We start from the raw sequence: 21,289 nt of genomic DNA on the forward strand, positions 1-21,289 counted from the left end.
GACCCCGCGCCTCAAGCGCCGGCGGGGCTGGATTCCGCCCGGCCGTCGGCACGCACACGCAGGCGCGCAGGCGCGCAGGCAGTCGGCACGCAGGCGGACAGGCGGACCGACGGACCGAGGGACCGGAGGGCAGGCAGACCGGCGGGAAGGCGGGCCGCTGGGCAGACGGACCGGTGGGCAGACGGACCGGCGGACCGGCGGACAGGCAGACCCGTGGCCAGGCGGACCTGTGGACAGGCAGACCCGTGGCCAGGCGGACCTGTGGGCAGGCGGGCCGGTGGGCGGCCTCAGTCGATGATGTGGCGGCCCTCCGGGCGGGCGCTGCACGCGCTGCGGAAGGAGCAGTGGGTGCAGTGGCGGCCCGTGGACGGGGTGAAGCGCTCGTCGAGGATGCGCCCGGCGGCGGTCGCGAGCAGGTCGGCGACCCACTCCCCCGCCGGGCCGTCCGCGAGGGCCTCCTGCGCCTGGACCTTCGGGAGGGCGTCGCCGCCCTCCTTCTTCGCCGCGCCCTGCCGGAGCTGGACGAGTTCGGCGCCGCCCGCGGCCGGGCGGACGCCCGCGAAGGCCTCGTCCACGGCGCCCTCGCGCACGGCGAGCTGGTAGACGGCGAGCTGCGGGTGGCGGGCGACCTCGTCCCTGGTCGGGGCGGCCTTGCCGGTCTTGAAGTCGACGACGTACGCGCGCCCCTGCGGGTCGGATTCGACGCGGTCCATGGATCCGCGGATCCGGACCTCGTACGGGTCGTCCGGCGTACCGGCTTCGAGGGTGACGTCGAACTCGTGCTCCGTGGCGACGGTGGTGCGCCCGGCGCGGTCGGAGACGTGCCAGTGCAGGAAGCGCTCCAGGGCGGCGCGGGCGTTCTCCTTCTCCTGCCGGGACTTCCAGGGGGCGTCGAAGGCGAGGGAGCCCCAGACGGAGTCGAGGCGTTCCATGAGCACGGCCAGGTCGGCGGGGGTGCGGCCGGAGGCGACCTCGTCGGCGAGTACGTGGACGACGTTGCCGAAGCCCTGGGCGGCGGTGGCGGGGGTGTCGGCCTTGACCTCGCGGCCCAGGAACCACTGGAGGGAGCAGGTGTTCGCCAGCTGGTCGAGGGCGCTGCCGGAGAGGGCGACGGGCCGGTCGCGGTCGCGCAGCGGGGCGCTGCTGCGGGTGGGCTCGTACAGGCCCCACCAGCGCTGCGGGTGTGCGGCGGGTACGAGCTGCTGGCCGTCGTCGTCGGTGAGCGAGGCCAGCTTGGCCAGGCGTACGGCGGCGGCCTCGCGCAGGGCGGGCGAGGCCTCCGGGTCGACGGTGGTGGCGCGGAGCTCTGCGACCAGGGCGGCGACGGCCAGGGGGCGGCGGGGGCGGCCGGTGACGCCCTTGGGGGTGACGCCGAGTTCGGTGAGGAAGCGGGAGGGCTGGTCGCCGTCGTCGGCGGGGGCCTTGACGGCGGTGGCGACCAGGCGGTCGCGGGCGCGGGTGGCGGCGACGTAGAAGAGGCGGCGCTCCTCGGCGAGGAGGGCGCCGGGGGTGAGGGGTTCGGCGAGGCCGTCGCGGCCGATGCGGTCGGCTTCGAGGAGGGAGCCGCGGCGGCGCAGGTCGGGCCAGACGCCCTCCTGGACCCCGGCGACGACCACGAGGCTCCATTCGAGGCCCTTGGAGCGGTGCGCGGTCATCAGCCGGACCGCTTCGGGCGCGGCGACGCGCTTGCTGAGGGTGTCGGCGGCGATGTCCTCGGCGTCGAGCTGTTCGAGGAAGTTGAGAGCGCCGCGGCCGCCGGTGCGCTCCTCGGCGCGGGCGGCGGTGTCGAAGAGGGCGCAGACGGCGTCGAGGTCGCGGTCGGCGTTGCGGCCGGCGGGGCCGCCGCGGCGGGCGGAGCGTTCGAGGCGGCGGGGCCAGTCGGTGCCGTCCCACAGGGACCAGAGGGCCTCTTCGGCGGTGCCGCCGCCTTCGAGGAGCTCGCGGGTCTTGCGCAGCAGCAGGCCGAGGTTCTGGGCGCCGCGGGCGTAGGCGGGGTCGTGGGCGACGAGCCGTTCGGGCTCGGCGAGGGCGCGGGCGATGAGGACGTCGGAGGGAGCGGGCAGCCGATTGCCGGCGGCGCGCTCCTCGTCGCGCAGGGCGCGCCCGAGCCGCCGCAGGTCGGCGGCGTCCATCCCGCCGAGCGGCGAGGTGAGCAGCGCGATGGCGGTCTCGGTACCGATCCACCCGGCGGCGGGGTCGGCCACCGGCTCCGGCCCGGCGACCGGACCCGGCCGGTCCGGGCCGGGTGCGTCCGCGGGTACGGATGCGCCGGCCGCGGGGTCGGCGAGGCGGGCCGTGTCGCCTTCGGTGCCCGCGGGCACGCGGGAGGCATGCAGGGGGGCGGGGGCCGCCTGTGGGGTCGGGGGCGCGACGGTCTCCGGGTGCGCGGAGGGAGACGGCGAACCCGCCGGGTGCGAGGCGCTTCCAGCGCCAGGGCCGGTGCCTGCCGCCAACCGGACCTCGTGCTCGGAGGAACGCCCAGCCACCGGGGCCCCGGAGCCCACGGTTCCGGCCTCGGTCTCGCGCCCGGGCGCGGCGCCCGTCCGCGCAGCCGGACCGGGTACCGCACCCGCAGGCGCGGACGGCGCTGCGGCCGGCTCCGCAGCCGGGTCCGCCTCCAAGGCAGCGCTCGGGAGCGGCTCCGGAACGCAACCCGGGTCCGGAGCCGTGTCCGGGACGGTGTCCCCGGCCGGGATCCTGCCCGCGCCCGAGCCCGCTCGGGCATCCGGATCCGGGACCGCGGCCACGCCCGGGTTCGGACCCGCCTCGGCGTCCGGGGCCGTGCTCGTACCCGCAGCGGTCCCCAGGTCCGGGCCCGTCTCCGCATCGGCATCCGCGCCCGTACGCGCATCCGCACCCGCGTCGGCATTCAGGCCCGTGCCCTCGTCAGCGCCCTCGCCCGCCTCCGCATCGGCATCCACGCCCGTACGCGCATCCGCACCCGCGTCGGCGCCCGGCCCCCCGCCCCCCTCCGGGGCCGGCAGCGGGTGGCCGGTGGCGGCGTGGGCGGTGGTGCGGAGGGCGGTGAGGAGGGGGGAGACGGCCGGTTCGTGGCGCAGGGGGATGTCGGCGCCGTCCGTGGCGACGGGGACGCCCGCGGAGATCAGGGCGCGGCGGACCGCGGGCAGGGTGCGGCCGCCGGCGCGGACCAGGACGGCCATCTCCTGCCAGGGCACGCCCTCCTCCAGGTGGGCGCGGCGCAGGAGGTCGGCGATGTTGTCGAGTTCGGCCCCGGCCGTCGGGTAGGTGTACGCCTCGACGCGGCCGCCGGGGCGGGTGGGGGTGAGTTCGCGGTGGGCGCGGACGGCGGCGGCGGGCAGCCGCGGGACCGGCATGCGGGTGGTGAGGAGGCGGGTGGCGGCGAGGACGGCGGCGGCGGAGCGGCGGGAGGTGCCGAGGACGCGGACGGCTGCGCCGGGGAAGGCGTCGGGGAAGCCCAGGATGCCGCCCACGTCGGCGCCGCGGAAGGCGTAGATCGACTGGTCGGGGTCGCCGAAGGCGATGGTGTCGCGGCAGCCGAGGGCCTTGAGGAGCCGGACCTGTGCGGCGTCGGTGTCCTGGTACTCGTCGACGAAGACGGCGTCGTAGCGGGACCACAGGCGGGTCCCGGGCCGTTCGGCGAGCAGGACGGCCCGGTGGACCAGCTCGGCGTAGTCGAGCGTGCCGGAGAGGTCGAGCACGTCGAGGTACTCGGCGAGGAAGGCGGCGGCGGCCCCCCAGTCGGGCCGCCCGGTGCGCGCCGCGAACTCGCCGAGGGCCTGCGGGGACAGGCCGAGCTCCCGGCTGCGGGCGAGTACGGCCCGCACCTCGTCGGCGAATCCGCGGGTGGTCAGGCAGGCGCGCAGGTCGTCGGGCCAGCGGATGCCGCCGAGCTCGCGCTGCCCGTCGAGGAGCTCGCGGACGGTGACGTCCTGCTCGGGTCCGGACAGCAGCCGCAGCGGTTCGGTGAACAGGTCGGCGTCCTGGTGGGCGCGGACGAGGGCGTAGCAGAAGGAGTGGAAGGTGGTGGCCTGCGGGGCGCGGGCGCCGCCGAGCCGCAGGGCGGTGCGGTCGCGCAGTTCCACGGCGGCCTTGCGGCCGAAGGTGAGGACGAGGATCCGGTCGGGGTCGGTGCCGGCCTCGACGCGGGCGGCGACGGCCTCGACGAGCGTGGTGGTCTTGCCGGTGCCGGGTCCGGCGAGGACGAGCATCGGTGCGCCGGTGTGGTCAACCACCGCCTGCTGGGCTGCGTCCAGTACAGGAGGATCCACCTGCCCCGGCCCGGTACGCACCAGTCGGTACGCGTCACGGGTCCGCGTTCGACGGCCGGAAGGGGAGGAGCTCACGTGGATCGCCGGTCCCTGCTGGTGGATGTGCTGGCTGCGCTGGCGGTGCCGCTCGCGGGAGCGGCGCCGGGGGGAAGTGAAGACGCTACGCCAAAACGGCGGCGCCGCGCAGCGCTCCCCGGCTTCTGCGCGCGTCCCCCGTACGGGCGTACGAGCCCCCGTACCGCTCCGGCATGGCCGAAGCTGTCAGGTGTGAGGTCAGGTGTGAGGTTCGTCAAACCCGGGGCGCGGGTCCGGCCGCCCCTGCTGCGCGTACGGGTCCCGGCCGGGCGCGCCCTCTGCGCCGGATCCGCCGGACCGGCCGTCCCAGCGCGCCCGCCCCATGTCGAGTTTCGGCAGGGTCCGGGTGGAGCCGGGGGTCCGCGGTGCCTCGCGCAGCGGGGTGGCCTCGGCGCGGTAGTGCTCCAGGGCCCGCGGCTCGCTGCCGGGCAGCAGCACCCCGTCGGACCGCACCACCCGCCACCAGGGCACCGCGCCGCCGTAGAGGGCCATGACCCGTCCGACCTGGCGGGGGCCGCCCTCGCCGAGCCATTCGGCGACGTCCCCGTACGTCATCACCCGGCCGGGCGGAATCCGCTCGGCCACCTCCAGTACCCGCTCCGCGTACGCGGGGAGCTCGGGCAGCGGCTGCTCGCTCATCCGGCCCATGCTGCCCTACGGCACCGACACCGCACCCTGATGGCAGCCCGCGGGGCCGGTCCGTGCCACCATCTTCCGGGCGGTGACTGGTGATACGAGATCAAGAAGCGAAGGCTACGGAGAAGGAGCAGGGTGTGAGCCCTCCGGACAGCGCGGACGGCGCCGGGGCGCCTGACGCGCAGGCCGGTCCGGGCGGACCCGGCGACGGGCCCGGGCCCGCCGTGCCCGCGGCCACACCCGCGCGCGCGCCCGCGCCCGTACCCGTACCCGCCGAAGCCTCCGGGGACGGCCTCGCCGAGCCCGTCGAGGTCGACGAACCGCTGCTCGCCGCCCGCGTGCACCGCCCCTCCGACCTGGTCCGCGTCCTCGCCGGCATCCTCGGCATCGCGGTGCTCCTCGGGATCGCCGCCTTCGCCCACAGCACCACCGCGGGCCTGGAGAAGGACATCACGGAGGGCACCGGGCAGGCCCCCGACCTGCTGGTCCGCATCGCGGGCCTGGTCTCCAGCATCGCCGTGCTGCTGGTCCCGGTCGCCTTCGCGATCGAACGGCTGATCAAGCGCGACGGGCTGCGGATCGCGGACGGCGTGCTCGCCGCGGTCCTCGCCCACGGGGTGACCCTCGCCACCGACCTGTGGGTGGCGCGCGGCGCCCCGGACACCATCGCGGACGCCCTGACCCGCCCGCAGGGCATCGGCGAGGCCCTGACGGACCCCGTCCACGGCTACCTCGCGCCGGTCATCGCGTACATGACCGCGGTGGGGATGACGAGACGGCCGCGCTGGCGGGTCGCCCTGTGGGTGGTGCTGCTGCTCGACGCGCTGGCGATGCTGGTGGGCGGCTACACGACCCCGTTCTCGATCATCCTGACCGTGCTGATCGGCTGGACCGTCGCGTACGCGACCCTGTACGCCGTCGGCTCCCCGAACGTCCGGCCCACCGGCCAGAACCTCCTCGCCGGACTGCGCCGCGTCGGCTTCCAGCCGGTGTCCGCGATGCGCGCCGAGGAGGGCCCGGAGTACTCCGAGCACAGCGACCGCGGCCGCCGCTACCTCGTCACCCTGGAGGAGGGCCCGCCGCTCGACGTGACGGTCGTCGACCGCGAGCAGCAGGCCCAGGGCTTCTTCTACCGGGTGTGGCGGCGGCTGACCCTGCGCGGGATCACCACCCGCCGCAGCCTCCAGTCGCTGCGCCAGGCCCTGGAGCAGGAGGCCCTCCTCGCGTACGCGGCCATCGCGGCCGGGGCCAACGCCCCCAAGCTGATCGCGACCTCCGAGCTCGGCCCGGACGCCGTCATGCTCGTGTACGAGCACCTGGGCGGCCGGACCCTGGACGCGCTGCCGGACGAGGAGATCACCGACGAGCTGGCCCGGGGCGCGTGGCGGCAGGTCAAGGCCCTGCAGTCGCGGCGGATCGCGCACCGCAGGCTCACCGGGGACGCGTTGGTGGTGGATCGTTCCGGCAAGGTGATCCTGACCGACCTGCGCGGCGGTGAGATCGCCGCGGGCGACCTCGTCCTGCGGATGGACATCGCGCAGCTGCTGACCACCCTCGGGCTGCGGGTGGGCGCCGAGCGCTCCGTGGCCGCGGCGGTGGCGGTGCTCGGCGGGGACGCGGTCGCGGACTGCCTGCCGATGCTCCAGCCGATCGCGCTGAGCCGCTCGACCCGGGCCACCCTGCGCCGGCTGGCGCGGGAGCGCTCGCAGCGGGAGCGGGACGCCGTGCTCGCGGCCTCGGCCGCGGCCAAGGAGGCCCGCGAGGCCGCCGAGGCCGCGGGGGCGGGGGCCGGGGCGGCGGCCGGGGCCCAGCCGGCCGTGGCGGGCAAGGCCTCCGGGAAGACGGAGAAGGCCGAGCGCAAGGCGGAGAAGCGGGCCCTCGACGTGGCCCTGGACGAGGCCCGCGAGGAGGACCTGCTCAGCCAGATCCGCAAGCAGGTGCTGCTGATCCGCCCGCAGGCGCCGGTGGAGCCGGCCCGCCTGGAGCGGATCCGGCCGCGGACCCTCGTCAGCATCATCGCCGGGGCCTTCGCCGCGTACTTCCTGCTCTCGCAGTTCACCCACATCGACTTCGCCAAGGTCATCGGCGAGGCGCAGTGGGGCTGGGTGGCGGCCGCGATGGCGTTCTCGGCGCTCAGCTACTTCGCCGCGGCGATGAGCCTGCTGGGCTTCGTACCGGAGCGGGTGCCGTTCCTGCGGACGGTGGTGGCGCAGGTCGCCGGGTCGTTCGTGAAGCTGGTGGCGCCGGCGGCGATCGGCGGCGTGGCGCTGAACACGCGCTTCCTGCAGAAGGCGGGGGTGCGGCCGGGGCTGGCGGTGGCCAGCGTGGGCGCCTCGCAGCTGTTCGGGCTGGCCAGCCACGTGCTGCTGCTGCTGGCCTTCGGCTATCTGACGGGGACGGAGAAGACCGCCGAGATGACCCCGTCCCGGACGGTCATCGCCGGTCTGCTCACGGTGGCCGTGCTGGTGCTGGTGGTCACGGCGGTGCCGTTCCTGCGGAAGTTCGTCTCCACGCGCGTACGGGCGCTGTTCGCGGGCGTGGTGCCGCGCATGCTGGACGTGCTCCAGCGGCCCCGCAAGCTGCTCACCGGCATCGGCGGGATGCTGCTGCTGACGGGCTGCTTCGTGATGTGCCTGGACGCCTCGATCCGGGCCTTCGGCGGCGGCAGCGACATCAGCTACGCGAGCATCGCGGTGGTCTTCCTCGCGGGCAACGCCCTGGGTTCGGCCGCGCCGACCCCCGGCGGCATCGGCGCCGTGGAGACCACGCTGACGGCCGGTCTGGTGCTGGTCGGGCTGGACAAGGAGATCGCGCTGTCGGCGGTCCTGCTGTTCCGGCTGATGACCTTCTGGCTGCCGGTGCTGCCCGGCTGGCTGTCCTTCAACCACCTGACCCGCAAGGAAGCCCTGTAGGGGTACGGGGCCGCCGGGCCGCGGGGAGGGCACCCCGCGGTCCGGTCCCGCCCGCTCAGAACACCGCGAGCAGCGTGGCGAGCAGGGCCGCCGAGCCCGCGAGCTCCACGGCGCCGACCACGGCGACCTTCACCCCCCGGCCCGGCAGCAGCACCGCCCGCGCGAGGTAGCCGGCGAAGGGCAGGGCGAGCCACGGGTTCAGCGAGGCGGCCGCGGCCAGGGCGAGGGCGTGGTAGCCGGCGGAGGCGCGGCGGTACGCGTGCGAGTTCCGCTCCCGGATCATCGTCTTCACGTACGGGACCGTGCCCGCGAAGTACAGCAGGCAGGCCAGTGCCGGGCGCCAGGACCCGGCTGCGGTGCCGCCGCCGAGCAGGCAGGCCACCACGAGCATCCCGCAGGCGGGCACCACCGCGACGAGCCCGTTGACGAGGTCCCGCTCCCGGTTGAGCCGGGCGTGGTACGTGTTCACGGCGACGAAGGGGGCCGCGGCCAGCGCGGCGGCCGGGAGCAGCGGCTCCGCCAGGGCGAGCGGCAGCGCGAGGGCGGTGAAGGCGGCGCCGGAGGCGAGCCCGGGGCGCACGTGCCGGCCGGCGGCGCGGGGGTTGCGCGAGGCCCGGCGCAGCCGCAGCCACTGCTGGCCGTGGTAGACGGCGACGTACCCGCAGATCCAGGCCGCGAACAGGGGGACGTCGAGCCACCGCGGGGTGGCGAGGAGGACGCCCGCGAGGAAGGGCACCGCGAGCATCGCCCACGCGCCGTGCTGGTCGGGCAGCCACCCGGTCTTCCTGCCCATGTACGGGCTCCTTCCCGGATCCGGAATTCCCCGGACCGCCGTACAGGATTTCCCGGGCCGCGCATTCCCGGGACCGCGGGACCAGTGAATTCCCCGGACCGCCAAATAGGCATTCAGGCGCGGTATTTGCCGACCGCGGCCGGTTGCGGCCGCCTTCCAGGGTGTCATCCGCAGGGCCCCCGAAACTCCGGCAGTTGGTCACCCCGCATCGGGACCTTTGTCACCGGACCGGCGAATTCCGGCGGCGTACGGTCGATGTGGGTTTCTTTTCTGGAGGATGCTGTGCAGGAGAACCAGGCCGTCGCGGGAGCCGCGGATTCCCTTCTGAGGGCGGGGAGTTTCTTCACCCGCGCCGAGGTGTCCGGCGATCTGCGCGAGGTGCACCGCACCGGGGGGCGGGCCGCGGAGGCCTTCTACCGGGACCGCTGGAGCCACGACAAGGTCGTCCACTCGACGCACGGGGTCAACTGCACCGGCTCCTGCCGCTGGAAGGTCTTCGTCAAGGACGGGGTGATCACCTGGGAGACCCAGGCGACCGACTACCCTTCCGTGGGACCCGACCGCCCCGAGTACGAGCCCCGCGGCTGCCCGCGGGGCGCCTCCTTCTCCTGGTACAGCTACTCCCCCACGCGTGTGCGCTACCCGTACGTGCGCGGCGCGCTGCTGGAGGTGTACCGGGAGGCGAAGGCGCGGCTCGGGGACCCGGTGGCGGCCTGGGCGGACATCCAGCAGGACCCGGAGCGCCGCCGCCGCTACCAGCGGGCCCGCGGCAAGGGCGGGCTGGTGCGGGCGGACTGGGCGGAGGCCGTGGAGATCGTCGCCGCGGCGCACGTGCACACGATCCGCGAGCACGGCCCCGACCGGGTGGCGGGCTTCTCCCCGATCCCCGCGATGTCGATGGCCTCGCACGCGGCGGGGGCCCGCTTCCACTCCCTCATCGGCGCGCCGATGCTGAGCTTCTACGACTGGTACGCGGACCTGCCGGTGGCCTCGCCGCAGGTGTTCGGCGACCAGACCGACGTACCCGAGTCCGGGGACTGGTGGGATGCGGCGTACCTGGTGATGTGGGGCTCCAACGTCCCCGTCACCCGCACCCCGGACGCCCACTGGATGGCCGAGGCCCGCTACCGCGGCCAGAAGGTCGTCGCCGTCTCCCCCGACTACGCCGACAACACCAAGTTCGCCGACGAGTGGATGCACCCGCACCCCGGTACGGACGGGGCGCTGGCCCTGGCGATGGGGCACGTGATCCTGCGGGAGTTCTTCGTGGAGCGGGAGACCCCCTTCTTCGCGGACTACGTGCGCAAGTACACCGACCTGCCGTTCCTGGTGTCGCTGACGGAGACCGGACAGGGCCTGGTCCCGGGCAAGTTCGTGACCGCCGCCGATCTCGGGCAGGACACCGAGAACGCGCAGTGGAAGACGGTCCTCGTGGACGACGCCACGGGGGAGCCCGTGGTCCCGAACGGCACCCTCGGGCACCGCTGGGGCAGCTCCGGGACCCCCGACTGGAACCTCGACCTGGGCTCCACGGTCCCCCGCCTGACGCTGCTCGGCGAGGAGGGCGGCGAGAGCGCGGAGATCGTGCTGCCGCGCTTCGAAGAAGCCGGAGCGGGCGGAGCGGGCGAAGGCGCCGGCCGGGACACGGTCCGCCGCGGGGTGCCGGTGCGGCGGCTCGGCGGCCGGCTGGTCACCACGGTGTTCGACCTGATGCTGGCCCAGTACGGGGTGGGCCGGCCGGGCCTGCCGGGCGAGTGGCCCTCCTCGTACGAGGACGCGGACTGTCCCGGCACCCCGGCCTGGCAGGAGTCCCTGACCTCGGTGCCCGCGGCCCAGGCGGCGCGGGTGGCACGGGAGTTCGCGGACACCGCGGAGAAGTCGCAGGGCCGCTGCATGATCCTGATGGGCGCCGGTACGAACCACTGGTTCCACTCGGAGACCATCTACCGGTCCTTCCTGGCCCTGCTGACCCTGACCGGCTGCCAGGGCCGCAACGGCGGCGGCTGGGGCCACTACGTCGGCCAGGAGAAGTGCCGCCCGGTCACCGGCTGGGCCACCCTGGCCGCGGCCTCCGACTGGTCGCGCCCGCCCCGGCAGATGATCGGCGCGGCCTGGTTCTACCTGCACACCGACCAGTGGCGCTACGACACGCTGCCCGCGCAGGCGCTGGCCTCCCCGCTGGGCGCGGGCGCGTTCGACGGGATGTCCGGCGCGGACTGCCTGGCGGCCTCGGCGCGGATGGGCTGGATGCCCTCGTACCCGACCTTCGACCGCAACCCGCTGGAGCTGGGGGAGGCCGGGGACCCGGTGGCGGAGGCCGTGCGGCAGCTCAAGAGCGGGGAGCTGGGCTTCGCGGGCGAGGACCCGGACGCGCCGGGGAACTGGCCGCGGGTGCTGAACGTGTGGCGCGCGAACCTGCTCGGCTCCAGCTCCAAGGGCAACGAGTACTTCCTCAAGCACCTCCTGGGCACGCACTCCAGCCTCCCGGAGGACGGGCCGCGCTGCTCCCCGAGGGACGTGGCCTGGCGGGAGGAGGACGTGGAGGGCAAGCTCGACCTGCTGATGAGCATGGACTTCCGGATGACGTCCACGACCCTGCTGTCGGACGTGGTCCTGCCGGCGGCCACCTGGTACGAGAAGCACGACCTGTCGTCCACGGACATGCACCCCTTCCTGCACGCCTTCACCCCGGCGGTGGACCCGCCCTGGCAGGCCCGCTCCGACTACGACGCCTTCCTCGCCATCGCCCGCCGCTTCGGCGAGCTGGCGCAGGAGCACCTGGGCGTCCGCAGGGACCTGGTGGCGACCGCGCTCCAGCACGACACCGCGGGCGGGGAGATGGCGCAGCCCGGCGGGGTGGCGCTGGACTGGTCGAAGGGCGAGTGCGAGCCCGTGCCGGGCCGGACCATGTACAACCTGACCGTGGTCGAGCGGGACTACGGGGCGGTGGGCGAGAAGTTCGCCGCGCTGGGCCCGCTGGTGGACCGGCTCGGCGTGACGACCAAGGCGGTCACGTACGACGTGGCCGAGGAGGTCGCGTACCTGGCGGCGAAGAACGGCACGGTGCGCGGCGGGCCCGCCGACGGGCGGCCGCGCCTGGACACCGCGCAGCGGGCCTGCGAGGCGATCCTGTCGCTGTCGGGCACCAGCAACGGCCGGCTGGCCGTGCAGGGGTTCGAGACCCTGGAGAAGCAGGTGGGCACGCACATGGCCCATCTGGCGGCCGAGGCCGAGGGCAAGCGGATCACGTTCGCGGACACGCAGGCCCGCCCGGTGCCGGTGATCACCTCGCCGGAGTGGTCGGGTTCGGAGGCGGGCGGCCGCCGGTACACGGCCTTCACGGTCAACACCGAGCACCTGAAGCCCTGGCACACCCTCACCGGCCGCCAGCACTTCTTCCTCGACCACGACTGGCTGCACGAGGTGGGCGAGTCCCTGCCGGTGTACAAGCCGCCGCTGGACATGCACCGGCTGTACGGGGAGCCGGAGTTGGGCCGCGTCGACGAGAAGACGGTGGCGGTGCGGTACCTGACCCCGCACAACAAGTGGGCCATCCACAGCCAGTACCAGGACAACCTGTACATGATGACGCTCGGCCGGGGCGGCCAGACGGTGTGGATGTCCCCGCAGGACGCCGCGGCGATCGGCGTCGCGGACAACGACTGGATCGAGGCGGTCAACCGCAACGGCGTGGTCACCGCCCGCGCGATCGTCTCCCACAAGATGCCGCCCGGCACGGTCTACATGAACCACGCGCAGGAGCGCACGGTCGGCGTCCCGAAGACGGAGAAGACGGGCCGCCGCGGCGGCATCCACAACTCCCTGACCCGCGTGATGCTCAAGCCCACGCACCTCGTGGGCGGTTACGCCCAGCTGACCTGGGCCTTCAACTACCTCGGCCCGACCGGCAACCAGCGCGACGAGGTGACGGTCATCCGCCGCCGCTCGCAGAAGGTGGAGTTCTGATCCGATGCGCGTCATGGCACAGATCGCGATGGTCATGAACCTCGACAAGTGCATCGGCTGCCACACCTGTTCGGTCACCTGCAAGCAGGCGTGGACCAACCGGCGGGGCACCGAGTACGTCTGGTTCAACAACGTGGAGACCCTCCCGGGCCAGGGCTACCCCCGCCGCTGGGAGGACCAGGAGAGGTGGAGGGGCGGCTGGGAGCGGACCCGCTCCGGGCGGCTGCGCCTGAAGGCGGGCGGCCGGCTCGCCAGGCTCGGGAAGATCTTCGCCAATCCGGACCTGCCGGAGATCGCGGACTACTACCAGCCCTGGACGTACGAGTACAAGAACCTGACCGAGGCCCCGGCGGGCGAGGACCTGCCCACGGCCCGGCCGGTCTCCCAGGTCACCGGCGAGCCGGTCGACAGGATCGAGTGGGGCCCGAACTGGGACGACAACCTCGGCGGGGCCCCCGAGCACGCGGTCAAGGACCCGGTGGTCGAGAAGATCCGCGACGAGGTGGGCGAGCGGATCCGCTTCGAGTTCGAGCAGAGCTTCATGTTCTACCTGCCGCGGATCTGCGAGCACTGCCTCAACCCGGCGTGCGTCTCCTCCTGCCCCTCCGGGGCCATGTACAAGCGGGAGGAGGACGGGATCGTCCTGGTCGACCAGGACGCCTGCCGCGGCTGGCGGATGTGCGTGACGGGCTGCCCGTACAAGAAGGTCTACTTCAACCACGCCACCGGCAAGGCCGAGAAGTGCACGTTCTGCTTCCCGCGGATCGAGGTCGGGATGCCGACGGTCTGCTCGGAGACCTGCGTGGGCCGGATGCGGTACCTGGGCGTGATGCTCTACGACGCCGACCGGGTCGCCGGGGCGGCGGCCGTGGCGGACGAGCACGACCTGTACCCCGCCCAGCTGGAGTGCTTCCTCGACCCGCAGGACCCGGCGGTGGCCGCCGCGGCCCGCGCCTCGGGGATCAGCGAGGAGTGGCTGGAGGCGGCCCGGCGCTCCCCGGTGTACGACCTGATCGCCACGTACCAGGTGGCGCTGCCCCTGCACCCGGAGTACCGGACCATGCCGATGGTCTGGTACGTGCCCCCGCTCTCCCCGGTGGTCGAGGCGGTCGCCGCCACGGGCAGCGACGGGGAGGACGCCGGGAACCTCTTCGGGGCGGTGGAGGCCCTGCGGATCCCGGTCGAGTACCTCGCGCAGGTGCTGACCGCGGGCGACACCTACCCGGTGGAGGCCGTGCTGCGGCGGATGGCGGCGATGCGCGCCTACATGCGGCGGGTGAACCTCGGCGAGGAGCGCGAGGAGGGCATCGCGCGGGCGGTGGGGCTGACGGGCGCCGAACTGGAGGACATGTTCCGGCTGCTGGCCGTCGCCAAGCTCGAGGACCGGTTCGTGGTGCCGAGCGCGGCCCGCGCCGACGCGGACGCCCTCGCGCAGTCCCATCCGCTGGAAGCGGCAGGCGGCGGCCCGGACACGGCCTGCCCGGTCGCGGGGCCCGCGACGGCCGGGGAACCGGGGTCGCGCGTACTGCTCAACCTGAGCCCGACGAGGAGGAGCGCGTGAGCGCCGGAGAACAGATGAGCCCCGATGCCCTGGTCCGCCTGGTCGCCGGCTGCGTGCTCCAGTACCCGGGCGAGCGCTTCCACGACGAGCTCCCCCGGCTCCGTGCGGCCCTCGCCGGGGCGCCCGCCGAACCGGCCGCACTGCTCGGCCCCTTCCTCGACGGGGCCGAGGGCGAGAGCCCGCTGGCGCTGTGCGAGCGGTACACCGAGACCTTCGACACCCGCAACCGCCGCTGCCTGTACCTGACCTGGTGGACCGACGGGGACACCCGCCGGCGCGGCCTGTCGCTGGTGCGCATCAAGCGGATCTACCGGGACTTCGGGCTGGAGTACGCGGGCGAGGAGCTGCCCGACTTCCTGCCCGCGGCCCTGGAGTTCGCCGCCCTGCGCGAGGAGGCCGGCACCGAGCTGCTCCAGGAGCACCGGGCCGGGCTGGAGCTGCTGCGCCTCGCGCTGGCCGAGGCGGGCAGCCCGTACGCCGGCGTGCTGCGGGCGGTGTGCACCACCCTGCCCGGGGCCTCGCCCGGGACGAAGGCGGAGGCGAGGGCGCTGGCCCGCAGCGGGCCCCCGCAGGAGCTGGTGGGCGCGGGCTCGCCGCTGGAGCCCTTCGGGCCGGGCATCGAGCCGCCGGCCGACTTCCCGGGCGCGGGCGGCCCGCCGGCCGCCCGGCCGCCGCTGACCGCCGACCTGCCCTGGCCGGCCGTTCCCGAAAGGGCGTCTGCCTGATGGACCTCCTCCTGTGGGGCGTGCTGCCGTACGTCTCCGTCGTGCTGCTGGTCGCCGGGACCTGCTGGCGGGCCCGCTACGACCGGTTCGGCTGGACCACGCACTCGTCGCAGGTGCACGAGTCGCGGCTGCTGCGGATCGGCTCGCCGCTCTTCCACTTCGGGATGCTCTTCGTGGTCCTGGGGCACGTGGTGGGCCTGCTGGTGCCGAGGGGGTGGACGGACGCGGTGGGGCTCAGCGACCACGCGTACCACCTGATGGCGGTCTCGACGGGCGCGGTGGCCGGGGTGGCGGCGGCCGCGGGCATCGGGGTGCTGGTGTACCGGCGCTTCTCCGTGCCCGCCGTGCGCCGGGCGACCCTGCGCAGCGACCACCTGATGTACACCTTCCTGCTCGGCGCACTCGTGCTCGGGCTGACGGCCACCGTCCTCAACTCCACCGGGGCGACGGGCGGGTACAACTACCGCGAGGGCATCTCCCCGTGGTTCCGGAGCCTGTTCACGCTCCAGCCCGACTACCACCTGATGGCCGGGGCGCCCCTCGCCTTCAAGCTGCACGTCCTCTTCGGGTTCACGCTCTTCGCACTGGTCCCGTACTCGCGGCTGGTGCACGCGTTCTCGGCCCCGCTCGGCTACCTGTTCCGCCCGTACGTGGTCTACCGGCGGCGCGACCCCTCCCAGCAGGCCGCCCGGCCGCAGCGCCGGGGCTGGGAGAAGGCCTCGTGAGCCGGGTGCGGCCCGCGGCAGTGGTGCGGCGGCCGCGGCACGACACCGCGGAGCGGCCGTTCCTGGTGATCTGGGAGGCCACCCGGGCCTGTCCGCTGGCCTGCCTGCACTGCCGGGCCGAGGCGCAGACCGCCCGGCACCCCGGGGAGCTGGACGGGGCGGCGGCCCGGCGGGTGATGGACCAGGTGGCGGCCTTCGGGCGGCCGGGCCCGCTGTTCGTGATCACCGGCGGCGACCCCTTCCAGCGGCCCGACCTGGCCGAACTGATCGCGTACGGGACGGGGCTGGGCCTGCGGATCGCGGTGTCCCCCTCGGGTACGCCGACCCTGACCCGTACGCACCTCGCGGCCGTGCGCGAGGCGGGCGCGGTGGCCCTGTCGCTGTCCCTGGACGGTTCGACGGCCGGGCTCCACGACGCCTTCCGCGGGGTGCCCGGGGTCTTCGAGTGGACCCTGGACGCCTGGCGGACGGCCCGGGAGCTGGGGCTGAAGGTGCAGGTCAACACGACCGTGACCCGGTCCACGATGGCCGACCTCGCGGATATCGCGGCCCTCGTGCGCCGCGAGGGGGCGATGCTGTGGTCGGGCTTCCTGCTGGTGCCGACCGGGCGGGGCAGCCGGCTGGCCGCACCGACGGCCGCGGAGACCGAGGACGTCCTGCACTTCCTGTACGACTGCGGGGCCGTGATGGCCGCCAAGACCACGGAGGGGCACCACTTCCGGCGGGTGGCCCTCCAGCGGACCGTCCTCGACGCGAGGGGCGAGCGGCCGGCGCTCGGCCCGCTGTACGCGCGGCTGTCGGAGCGGGCCGCGGAGCTGGGCCTGGACGCCGGGGCGCGGCGGGCGGTGCGGCGGCCGCCGATGGACGTGTCCTCGGGCCGCGGGTTCGTCTTCGTCTCGCACACCGGGGAGGTGCACCCCAGCGGCTTCCTGCCGGTGTCGGCGGGCAACGTGCAGGGCCACCCGCTGACGGAGGTCTACCGGGGCTCGGCGCTGTTCACGCAGCTGCGCCGGCCGGAACTGCTGCGGGGGAAGTGCGGGGAGTGCGAGTACAAGGCGGTGTGCGGGGGCTCGCGCTCGCGGGCGTACGGGGCCACCGGCGACCTGCTGGCCGCGGACCCGGCCTGCGCGTACCGGCCGGGCAGCTTCCCGTACCCGGAAGAGGTCCGGGCTCTGACCGAAAGCACGAGGACATAGCGGACCCCCACCCCATATGTTCATTTCGGGAACTTATCCCTCCAGGGAGAGCAGAGACATGCGTGCAGTGGTGGTCGTCGGAGGCGGAATCAGCGGGCTGGCCGCGGCCTGGCAGCTGCGGGGCGCCGCGGACGTCACCGTGCTGGAGAGCGGGGCCCGCGTCGGCGGCAAGCTCCGCACCGGCACGGTCGCCGGGGCCGCCGTGGACGAGGGCGCCGAATCGCTGATGGCCCTGCGGCCCGAGGCCGTGGAACTCGCCACCGCCGTCGGCCTCGGCGGCGCCCTGTGCGATCCGGCCGAGGCCCCCACCACCGTCTGGACCGGCGGCGCCCTGCGCCCGCTGCCCGCCGGGCACGTCATGGGCATCCCGGCCGAACCGGCCGCCCTCACCGGCACCGGGCTGCTCTCCCCCGCGGGCGCCGCCCGGCTCTGCGCCGAGGAGGGCGTCGAGGCCCCGCCCGTCACGGAGGACTGCTCCGTCGCCGAGTACCTCGGCGGCCGCTTCGGGCAGGAGGCCGTGGACCGGCTGGTCGAACCGCTCCTCGGCGGGATCTACGCCGGCCGCGCCGACCGGCTCTCCCTCCAGGCCGCCCTGCCCCGGATCGCCGCCCTCGCCGCCCGCGGCGGACCGCTCCTCCCGGCCCTGCGCCGGATGCGCACCACCGGCGCCCCCCGCCCGGCCGCCGCGGCCGTCCAGGGCCTGCGCGGGGGCACCGAGCGGCTGCCCCGGGCCGTCGCCGCCGCCTCCGGGGCCCGCTTCCTCACCGGCACCACGGCCCGCTCCCTGCACCTCACCCCCGGCGGCCGCTGGCGGATCTGCGCCCTCACCGCCGACGGCCCGCTGACCCTGGAGGCCGACGGGGTGGTCCTGGCCGTACCCGCCTTCGCCGCGGCCGAACTGCTGCGCCCGCACTCCCCCGCCGCCCAGGAGGAGCTGGCCGCGATCCCGCACGCCTCCACGGCCGTGGTCACCATGGCCTTCTCCCGGGACCGGGCCCACTTCCTGCCCTCGGGCAACGGCTTCCTCGTCCCGCCCGCCGACGGGCACACCCTCAAGGCCGCCTCCTTCCTCTCCAACAAGTGGGGCTGGCTCGACGAGGCCGCCCCCGGCCTGTTCGTCCTGCGCGCCTCCGTCGGGCGGATCGGCGAGGAGGAGCTCCTCGACCGCCCCGACCGGCAGCTCGTCCGGACCGTGACCGCCGAACTGCACCGCGCCGTCGGCCCCCTCGGCGAACCCGTCGCCACCCGCGTCACCCGCTGGGACCGCGCCCTGCCCCAGTACGGCGTGGGCCACCGGGAGCGGGTCGGGCGGATCCGCGAGGCGGTCGCCGAGCTGCCGGGGATCGCCGTCTGCGGGGCGGCGTACGAGGGCGTGGGCGTGGCCGCCTGCATCGCCACCGGGCGCGCCGCCGCCGACGGGCTGCTGCCCGCCGCCTGACCGCGGGCCGCCCGCCGCTTCCCCACCCCCTGCCGCAGGGCCGGGACCCGCGGGCCACCCGCATGGGGCACCGGGCGGGCGCGCCCCGGCGCGCCGCCCCAGGATGGAGCGCATGACGATCTCCGCCGGGCTGCGCGCCGCCGCCGTCACCACCGGGGCCGCGGTCCTGCTGGGCCTCGCCGGGTGCTCCGGCTCCGGTTCCGGATCATCGCCGTCCGCGGCGCCGGAACTGAAGTGGGACTCCTGCCCCGCGCCCTCGGCGGCCGAGGGCAGCGGCCCCCCGCCGGGCCCCGAGTGGGAGTGCGCGGGGCTCGACGTGCCCCTCGACTACGACGACCCCGGCTCCGGGACCATCGAACTGGCCCTGATCCGCGCCCGCGCCCTCGACCAGGGGAAGCGGATCGGCTCCCTCGTCTTCAACTTCGGCGGTCCCGGCGGCTCCGGGGTCGCCACCCTCCCCGGCGCCGCGAAGGACTACCAGCGGCTGCGCCAGCGCTACGACCTGGTCAGCTTCGACCCCCGCGGGGTGGGCCGCAGCGCCACCGTCCGCTGCGAGGACGACCGCCAGCTCGACGTGTACTACCAGGGCGACGGCTCCCCGGAGACCCCGCTGGAGGAGAAGGAGTACGTCGACGCGATCAAGCGGTACGCGGCGGCCTGCGAGAAGAACTCCGGCGCGGTCCTGCCGTACGTCGGCACCACCAGCGCGGCCCGCGACCTGGACCGGATCCGCGCCTCCCTGCGCGACGAGCAGCTTCACTACTTCGGGATCTCCTACGGCACCGAGCTCGGCGGGGTCTACGCCCACCTCTTCCCCGGCTCGGTGGGCCGGGCCGTGTTCGACGCGGTCGTGGACCCCACCAAGACCGCCGAGGAGAGCTCCCTCGGGCAGGCCAAGGGCTTCCAGCTGGCCCTCGGCAACTTCGCGCAGGACTGCGTGGACCGCGGGGACGAGTGCCTGCTGCCGGGATCCACGGCCGAGGAGGTGGAGGCGGGCATCGTCGCCCTCCAGAAGCGGCTGCGGGTCAAGGCCATCCCCGGCAGCGGCGACCGCGAGCTCACCGAGACCGCCGCCACCAACGGCATCGCGCAGGCCCTGTACTCGAAGGAGTTCTGGCCCCTGCTGGAACAGGGCCTCGACGAGGCCGACGGCGGCCAGGGCGCCCTGCTGCTGGCCCTCTCGGACGCCATGAACGGCCGCAACCAGGACGGTACGTACAGCAATATCGGCGCCGCCAACACCGCCATCAACTGCGCCGACTCCAAGGAGCGCTACGACCTCGCGCAGACCCGGCAGAAGCTGCCGCGCTTCCGGGCCGCCTCGGCGGTCTTCGGGGAGTTCCTCGGCTGGGGGCTGATGGGCTGCACCGCCTGGCCGGTGGCCGGGGCCTGGGCGACCCCCGACGTCAGCGCCCCCGGGGCGGCCCCGATCCTGGTGATCGGCAACACCGGCGACCCGGCCACCCCGTACGAGGGGGCCCGCAAGATGGCGGAGCGGCTCGGCCCCGGGGTCGGGGTGGAGCTCACGTACAAGGGCGAGGGCCACGGGGCGTACAACAGCGGGAACGCCTGCGTGCAGCAGGCCGTGGACGGCTACCTGCTCGACGGCCGGGTCCCGGCCACGGGCACGGTCTGCGGCTGAGCCCTTCCCGGCTCCCGCATCCGGATGCGGGAGGGGCCCTCCCGCATCCGGATGCGGGAGGGGCCCGTACCGCGTGCTGCGGTACGGGCCCCTCCGGCCGTACGGTGCGGGTCCGGCCCGGCAGAGCGGGCCGGCCCGGCTCAGTAGACGGGCTTCTCCGGCTCGATCTGGTGGACCCAGCCGATGACGCCGCCGCCGACGTGCACCGCGTCCGCGAAGCCCGCGGACTTCAGCACGGCGAGCACCTCGGCGCTGCGGACGCCCGTCTTGCAGTGCAGGACGATCCGGCGGTCCTGCGGCAGGTCCTGGAGGGCCGTGCCCATCAGGAACTCGCCCTTGGGGATCAGCTTGGCGCCGGGGATCGAGACGATCTCGTACTCGTTCTTCTCGCGGACGTCGATGATCTCGATCTTCTCGTCGGCGTCGATCCACTCCTTGAGCTGGGCCGGAGTGATCGTGGAGCCGGCGGCGGCCTCCTGGGCCTCCTCCGAGACGACTCCGCAGAAGGCCTCGTAGTCGATGAGCTCGGTGACCGTGGCGTTCTCGCTGCACACGGCGCAGTTCGGGTCCTTGCGGACCTTGACCTGGCGGTACTGCATCTCCAGGGCGTCGTAGATCATCAGGCGGCCGACCAGCGGCTCGCCGATGCCCGCGAGGAGCTTGATGGCCTCGTTGACCTGGATGGAGCCGATGGAGGCGCAGAGCACGCCCAGCACGCCGCCCTCGGCGCAGGAGGGGACCATGCCCGGCGGCGGGGGCTCCGGGTAGAGGCAGCGGTAGCAGGGGCCGTGCTCGGACCAGAAGACCGAGGCCTGGCCGTCGAAGCGGTAGATCGAGCCCCAGACGTACGGCTTGTTGAGCAGCACGCAGGCGTCGTTGACCAGGTAGCGGGTCGCGAAGTTGTCCGTGCCGTCGACGATCAGGTCGTACTGGCTGAAGATGTCCATCACGTTCTCGGCTTCGAGCCGCTCTTCGTGCAGGACCACGTTCACGTACGGGTTGATGCCGAGCACGCTGTCGCGCGCCGACGCGGCCTTGGAGCGGCCGATGTCCGCCTGGCTGTGGATGATCTGGCGCTGCAGGTTCGACTCGTCGACCTCGTCGAACTCGACGATGCCCAGCGTGCCGACGCCGGCGGCGGCCAGGTACATGAGGGCGGGCGAGCCGAGACCGCCGGCACCCACGCAGAGCACCTTGGCGTTCTTCAGGCGCTTCTGGCCCTCCATCCCGACGTCCGGGATGATCAGGTGGCGCGAGTACCGGCGGACCTCGTCGACGGTGAGCTCGGCAGCCGGCTCGACCAGGGGTGGCAGCGACACGGGGACTCCAGCGGGTCATCCCCGCGGACGCGGGGAGCACTTAAGGGGTTG

At 74.6% G+C, this 21,289-nt stretch carries 12 protein-coding genes; 8 read left to right on the forward strand and 4 right to left on the reverse strand.

What is annotated here, in order from left to right; genetic code table 11:
* Positions 1 to 287 precede the first annotated feature (287 nt).
* Positions 288 to 4,190 (reverse strand): UvrD-helicase domain-containing protein, encoded by a 3,903-nt coding sequence (locus ACZ7JZ_RS19945; RefSeq protein ID WP_470940985.1) that lies wholly within the window; start codon positions 4,188 to 4,190, stop codon positions 288 to 290.
* Between the two features lie 333 nt (positions 4,191 to 4,523).
* Positions 4,524 to 4,973 carry an MGMT family protein gene (locus tag ACZ7JZ_RS19950; RefSeq protein WP_470940897.1) on the reverse strand — a complete coding sequence of 150 codons (450 nt, stop codon included), beginning with the start codon at positions 4,971 to 4,973 and terminating at the stop codon, positions 4,524 to 4,526.
* Between the two features lie 125 nt (positions 4,974 to 5,098).
* Here ACZ7JZ_RS19950 and ACZ7JZ_RS19955 point away from each other — a divergent pair, with 125 nt between their 5' ends.
* Positions 5,099 to 7,873 (forward strand): lysylphosphatidylglycerol synthase transmembrane domain-containing protein, encoded by a 2,775-nt coding sequence (locus ACZ7JZ_RS19955; RefSeq protein ID WP_470940899.1) that lies wholly within the window; start codon positions 5,099 to 5,101, stop codon positions 7,871 to 7,873.
* Between the two features lie 55 nt (positions 7,874 to 7,928).
* On the opposite strand, the gene ACZ7JZ_RS19960 is transcribed toward ACZ7JZ_RS19955, so the two are convergent.
* Positions 7,929 to 8,666 carry a YwiC-like family protein gene (locus tag ACZ7JZ_RS19960; RefSeq protein ID WP_470940901.1) on the reverse strand — a complete coding sequence of 246 codons (738 nt, stop codon included), beginning with the start codon at positions 8,664 to 8,666 and terminating at the stop codon, positions 7,929 to 7,931.
* A 255-nt stretch (positions 8,667 to 8,921) separates the two neighbouring features.
* On the opposite strand from ACZ7JZ_RS19960, the gene ACZ7JZ_RS19965 reads away from it, so the two are divergent.
* The 7 genes from ACZ7JZ_RS19965 to ACZ7JZ_RS19995 all read left to right on the forward strand — a co-directional run bounded on the left by ACZ7JZ_RS19965 (position 8,922) and on the right by ACZ7JZ_RS19995 (position 19,919).
* Positions 8,922 to 12,632 carry a nitrate reductase subunit alpha gene (locus tag ACZ7JZ_RS19965; RefSeq protein WP_470940903.1) on the forward strand — a complete coding sequence of 1,237 codons (3,711 nt, stop codon included), beginning with the start codon at positions 8,922 to 8,924 and terminating at the stop codon, positions 12,630 to 12,632.
* Between the two features lie 4 nt (positions 12,633 to 12,636).
* Positions 12,637 to 14,193 carry a nitrate reductase subunit beta gene (narH, locus tag ACZ7JZ_RS19970; RefSeq protein WP_470940905.1) on the forward strand — a complete coding sequence of 519 codons (1,557 nt, stop codon included), beginning with the start codon at positions 12,637 to 12,639 and terminating at the stop codon, positions 14,191 to 14,193.
* A 14-nt stretch (positions 14,194 to 14,207) separates the two neighbouring features.
* A complete protein-coding gene (gene narJ, locus ACZ7JZ_RS19975) occupies positions 14,208 to 14,918 on the forward strand; it encodes a nitrate reductase molybdenum cofactor assembly chaperone (RefSeq protein WP_470940987.1) in 711 nt (236 codons plus the stop codon).
* Complete coding sequence (narI, locus tag ACZ7JZ_RS19980) at positions 14,918 to 15,643, forward strand: respiratory nitrate reductase subunit gamma (protein WP_470940907.1); 726 nt, start codon at positions 14,918 to 14,920, stop codon at positions 15,641 to 15,643. Before narJ ends, narI begins: the two co-directional genes overlap by 1 nt.
* A complete protein-coding gene (locus ACZ7JZ_RS19985; protein ID WP_470940909.1) occupies positions 15,640 to 16,839 on the forward strand; it encodes a TIGR04053 family radical SAM/SPASM domain-containing protein in 1,200 nt (399 codons plus the stop codon). The genes narI and ACZ7JZ_RS19985 overlap by 4 nt, the downstream gene beginning before the upstream one ends.
* Positions 16,840 to 16,897: 58 nt before the next feature.
* Positions 16,898 to 18,277, forward strand: a complete 1,380-nt coding sequence (gene hemG / locus ACZ7JZ_RS19990; RefSeq protein WP_470940911.1) for a protoporphyrinogen oxidase — start codon at positions 16,898 to 16,900, stop codon at positions 18,275 to 18,277.
* Positions 18,278 to 18,389: 112 nt separating this feature from the next.
* Complete coding sequence (locus tag ACZ7JZ_RS19995; RefSeq protein ID WP_470940913.1) at positions 18,390 to 19,919, forward strand: alpha/beta hydrolase; 1,530 nt, start codon at positions 18,390 to 18,392, stop codon at positions 19,917 to 19,919.
* A 140-nt stretch (positions 19,920 to 20,059) separates the two neighbouring features.
* On the opposite strand, the gene moeZ is transcribed toward ACZ7JZ_RS19995, so the two are convergent.
* Positions 20,060 to 21,238, reverse strand: a complete 1,179-nt coding sequence (moeZ, locus tag ACZ7JZ_RS20000) for an adenylyltransferase/sulfurtransferase MoeZ (RefSeq protein ID WP_470940915.1) — start codon at positions 21,236 to 21,238, stop codon at positions 20,060 to 20,062.
* Positions 21,239 to 21,289 lie beyond the last annotated feature (51 nt).

The organism is Streptomyces sp. NPDC038213 (genome assembly GCF_055600495.1).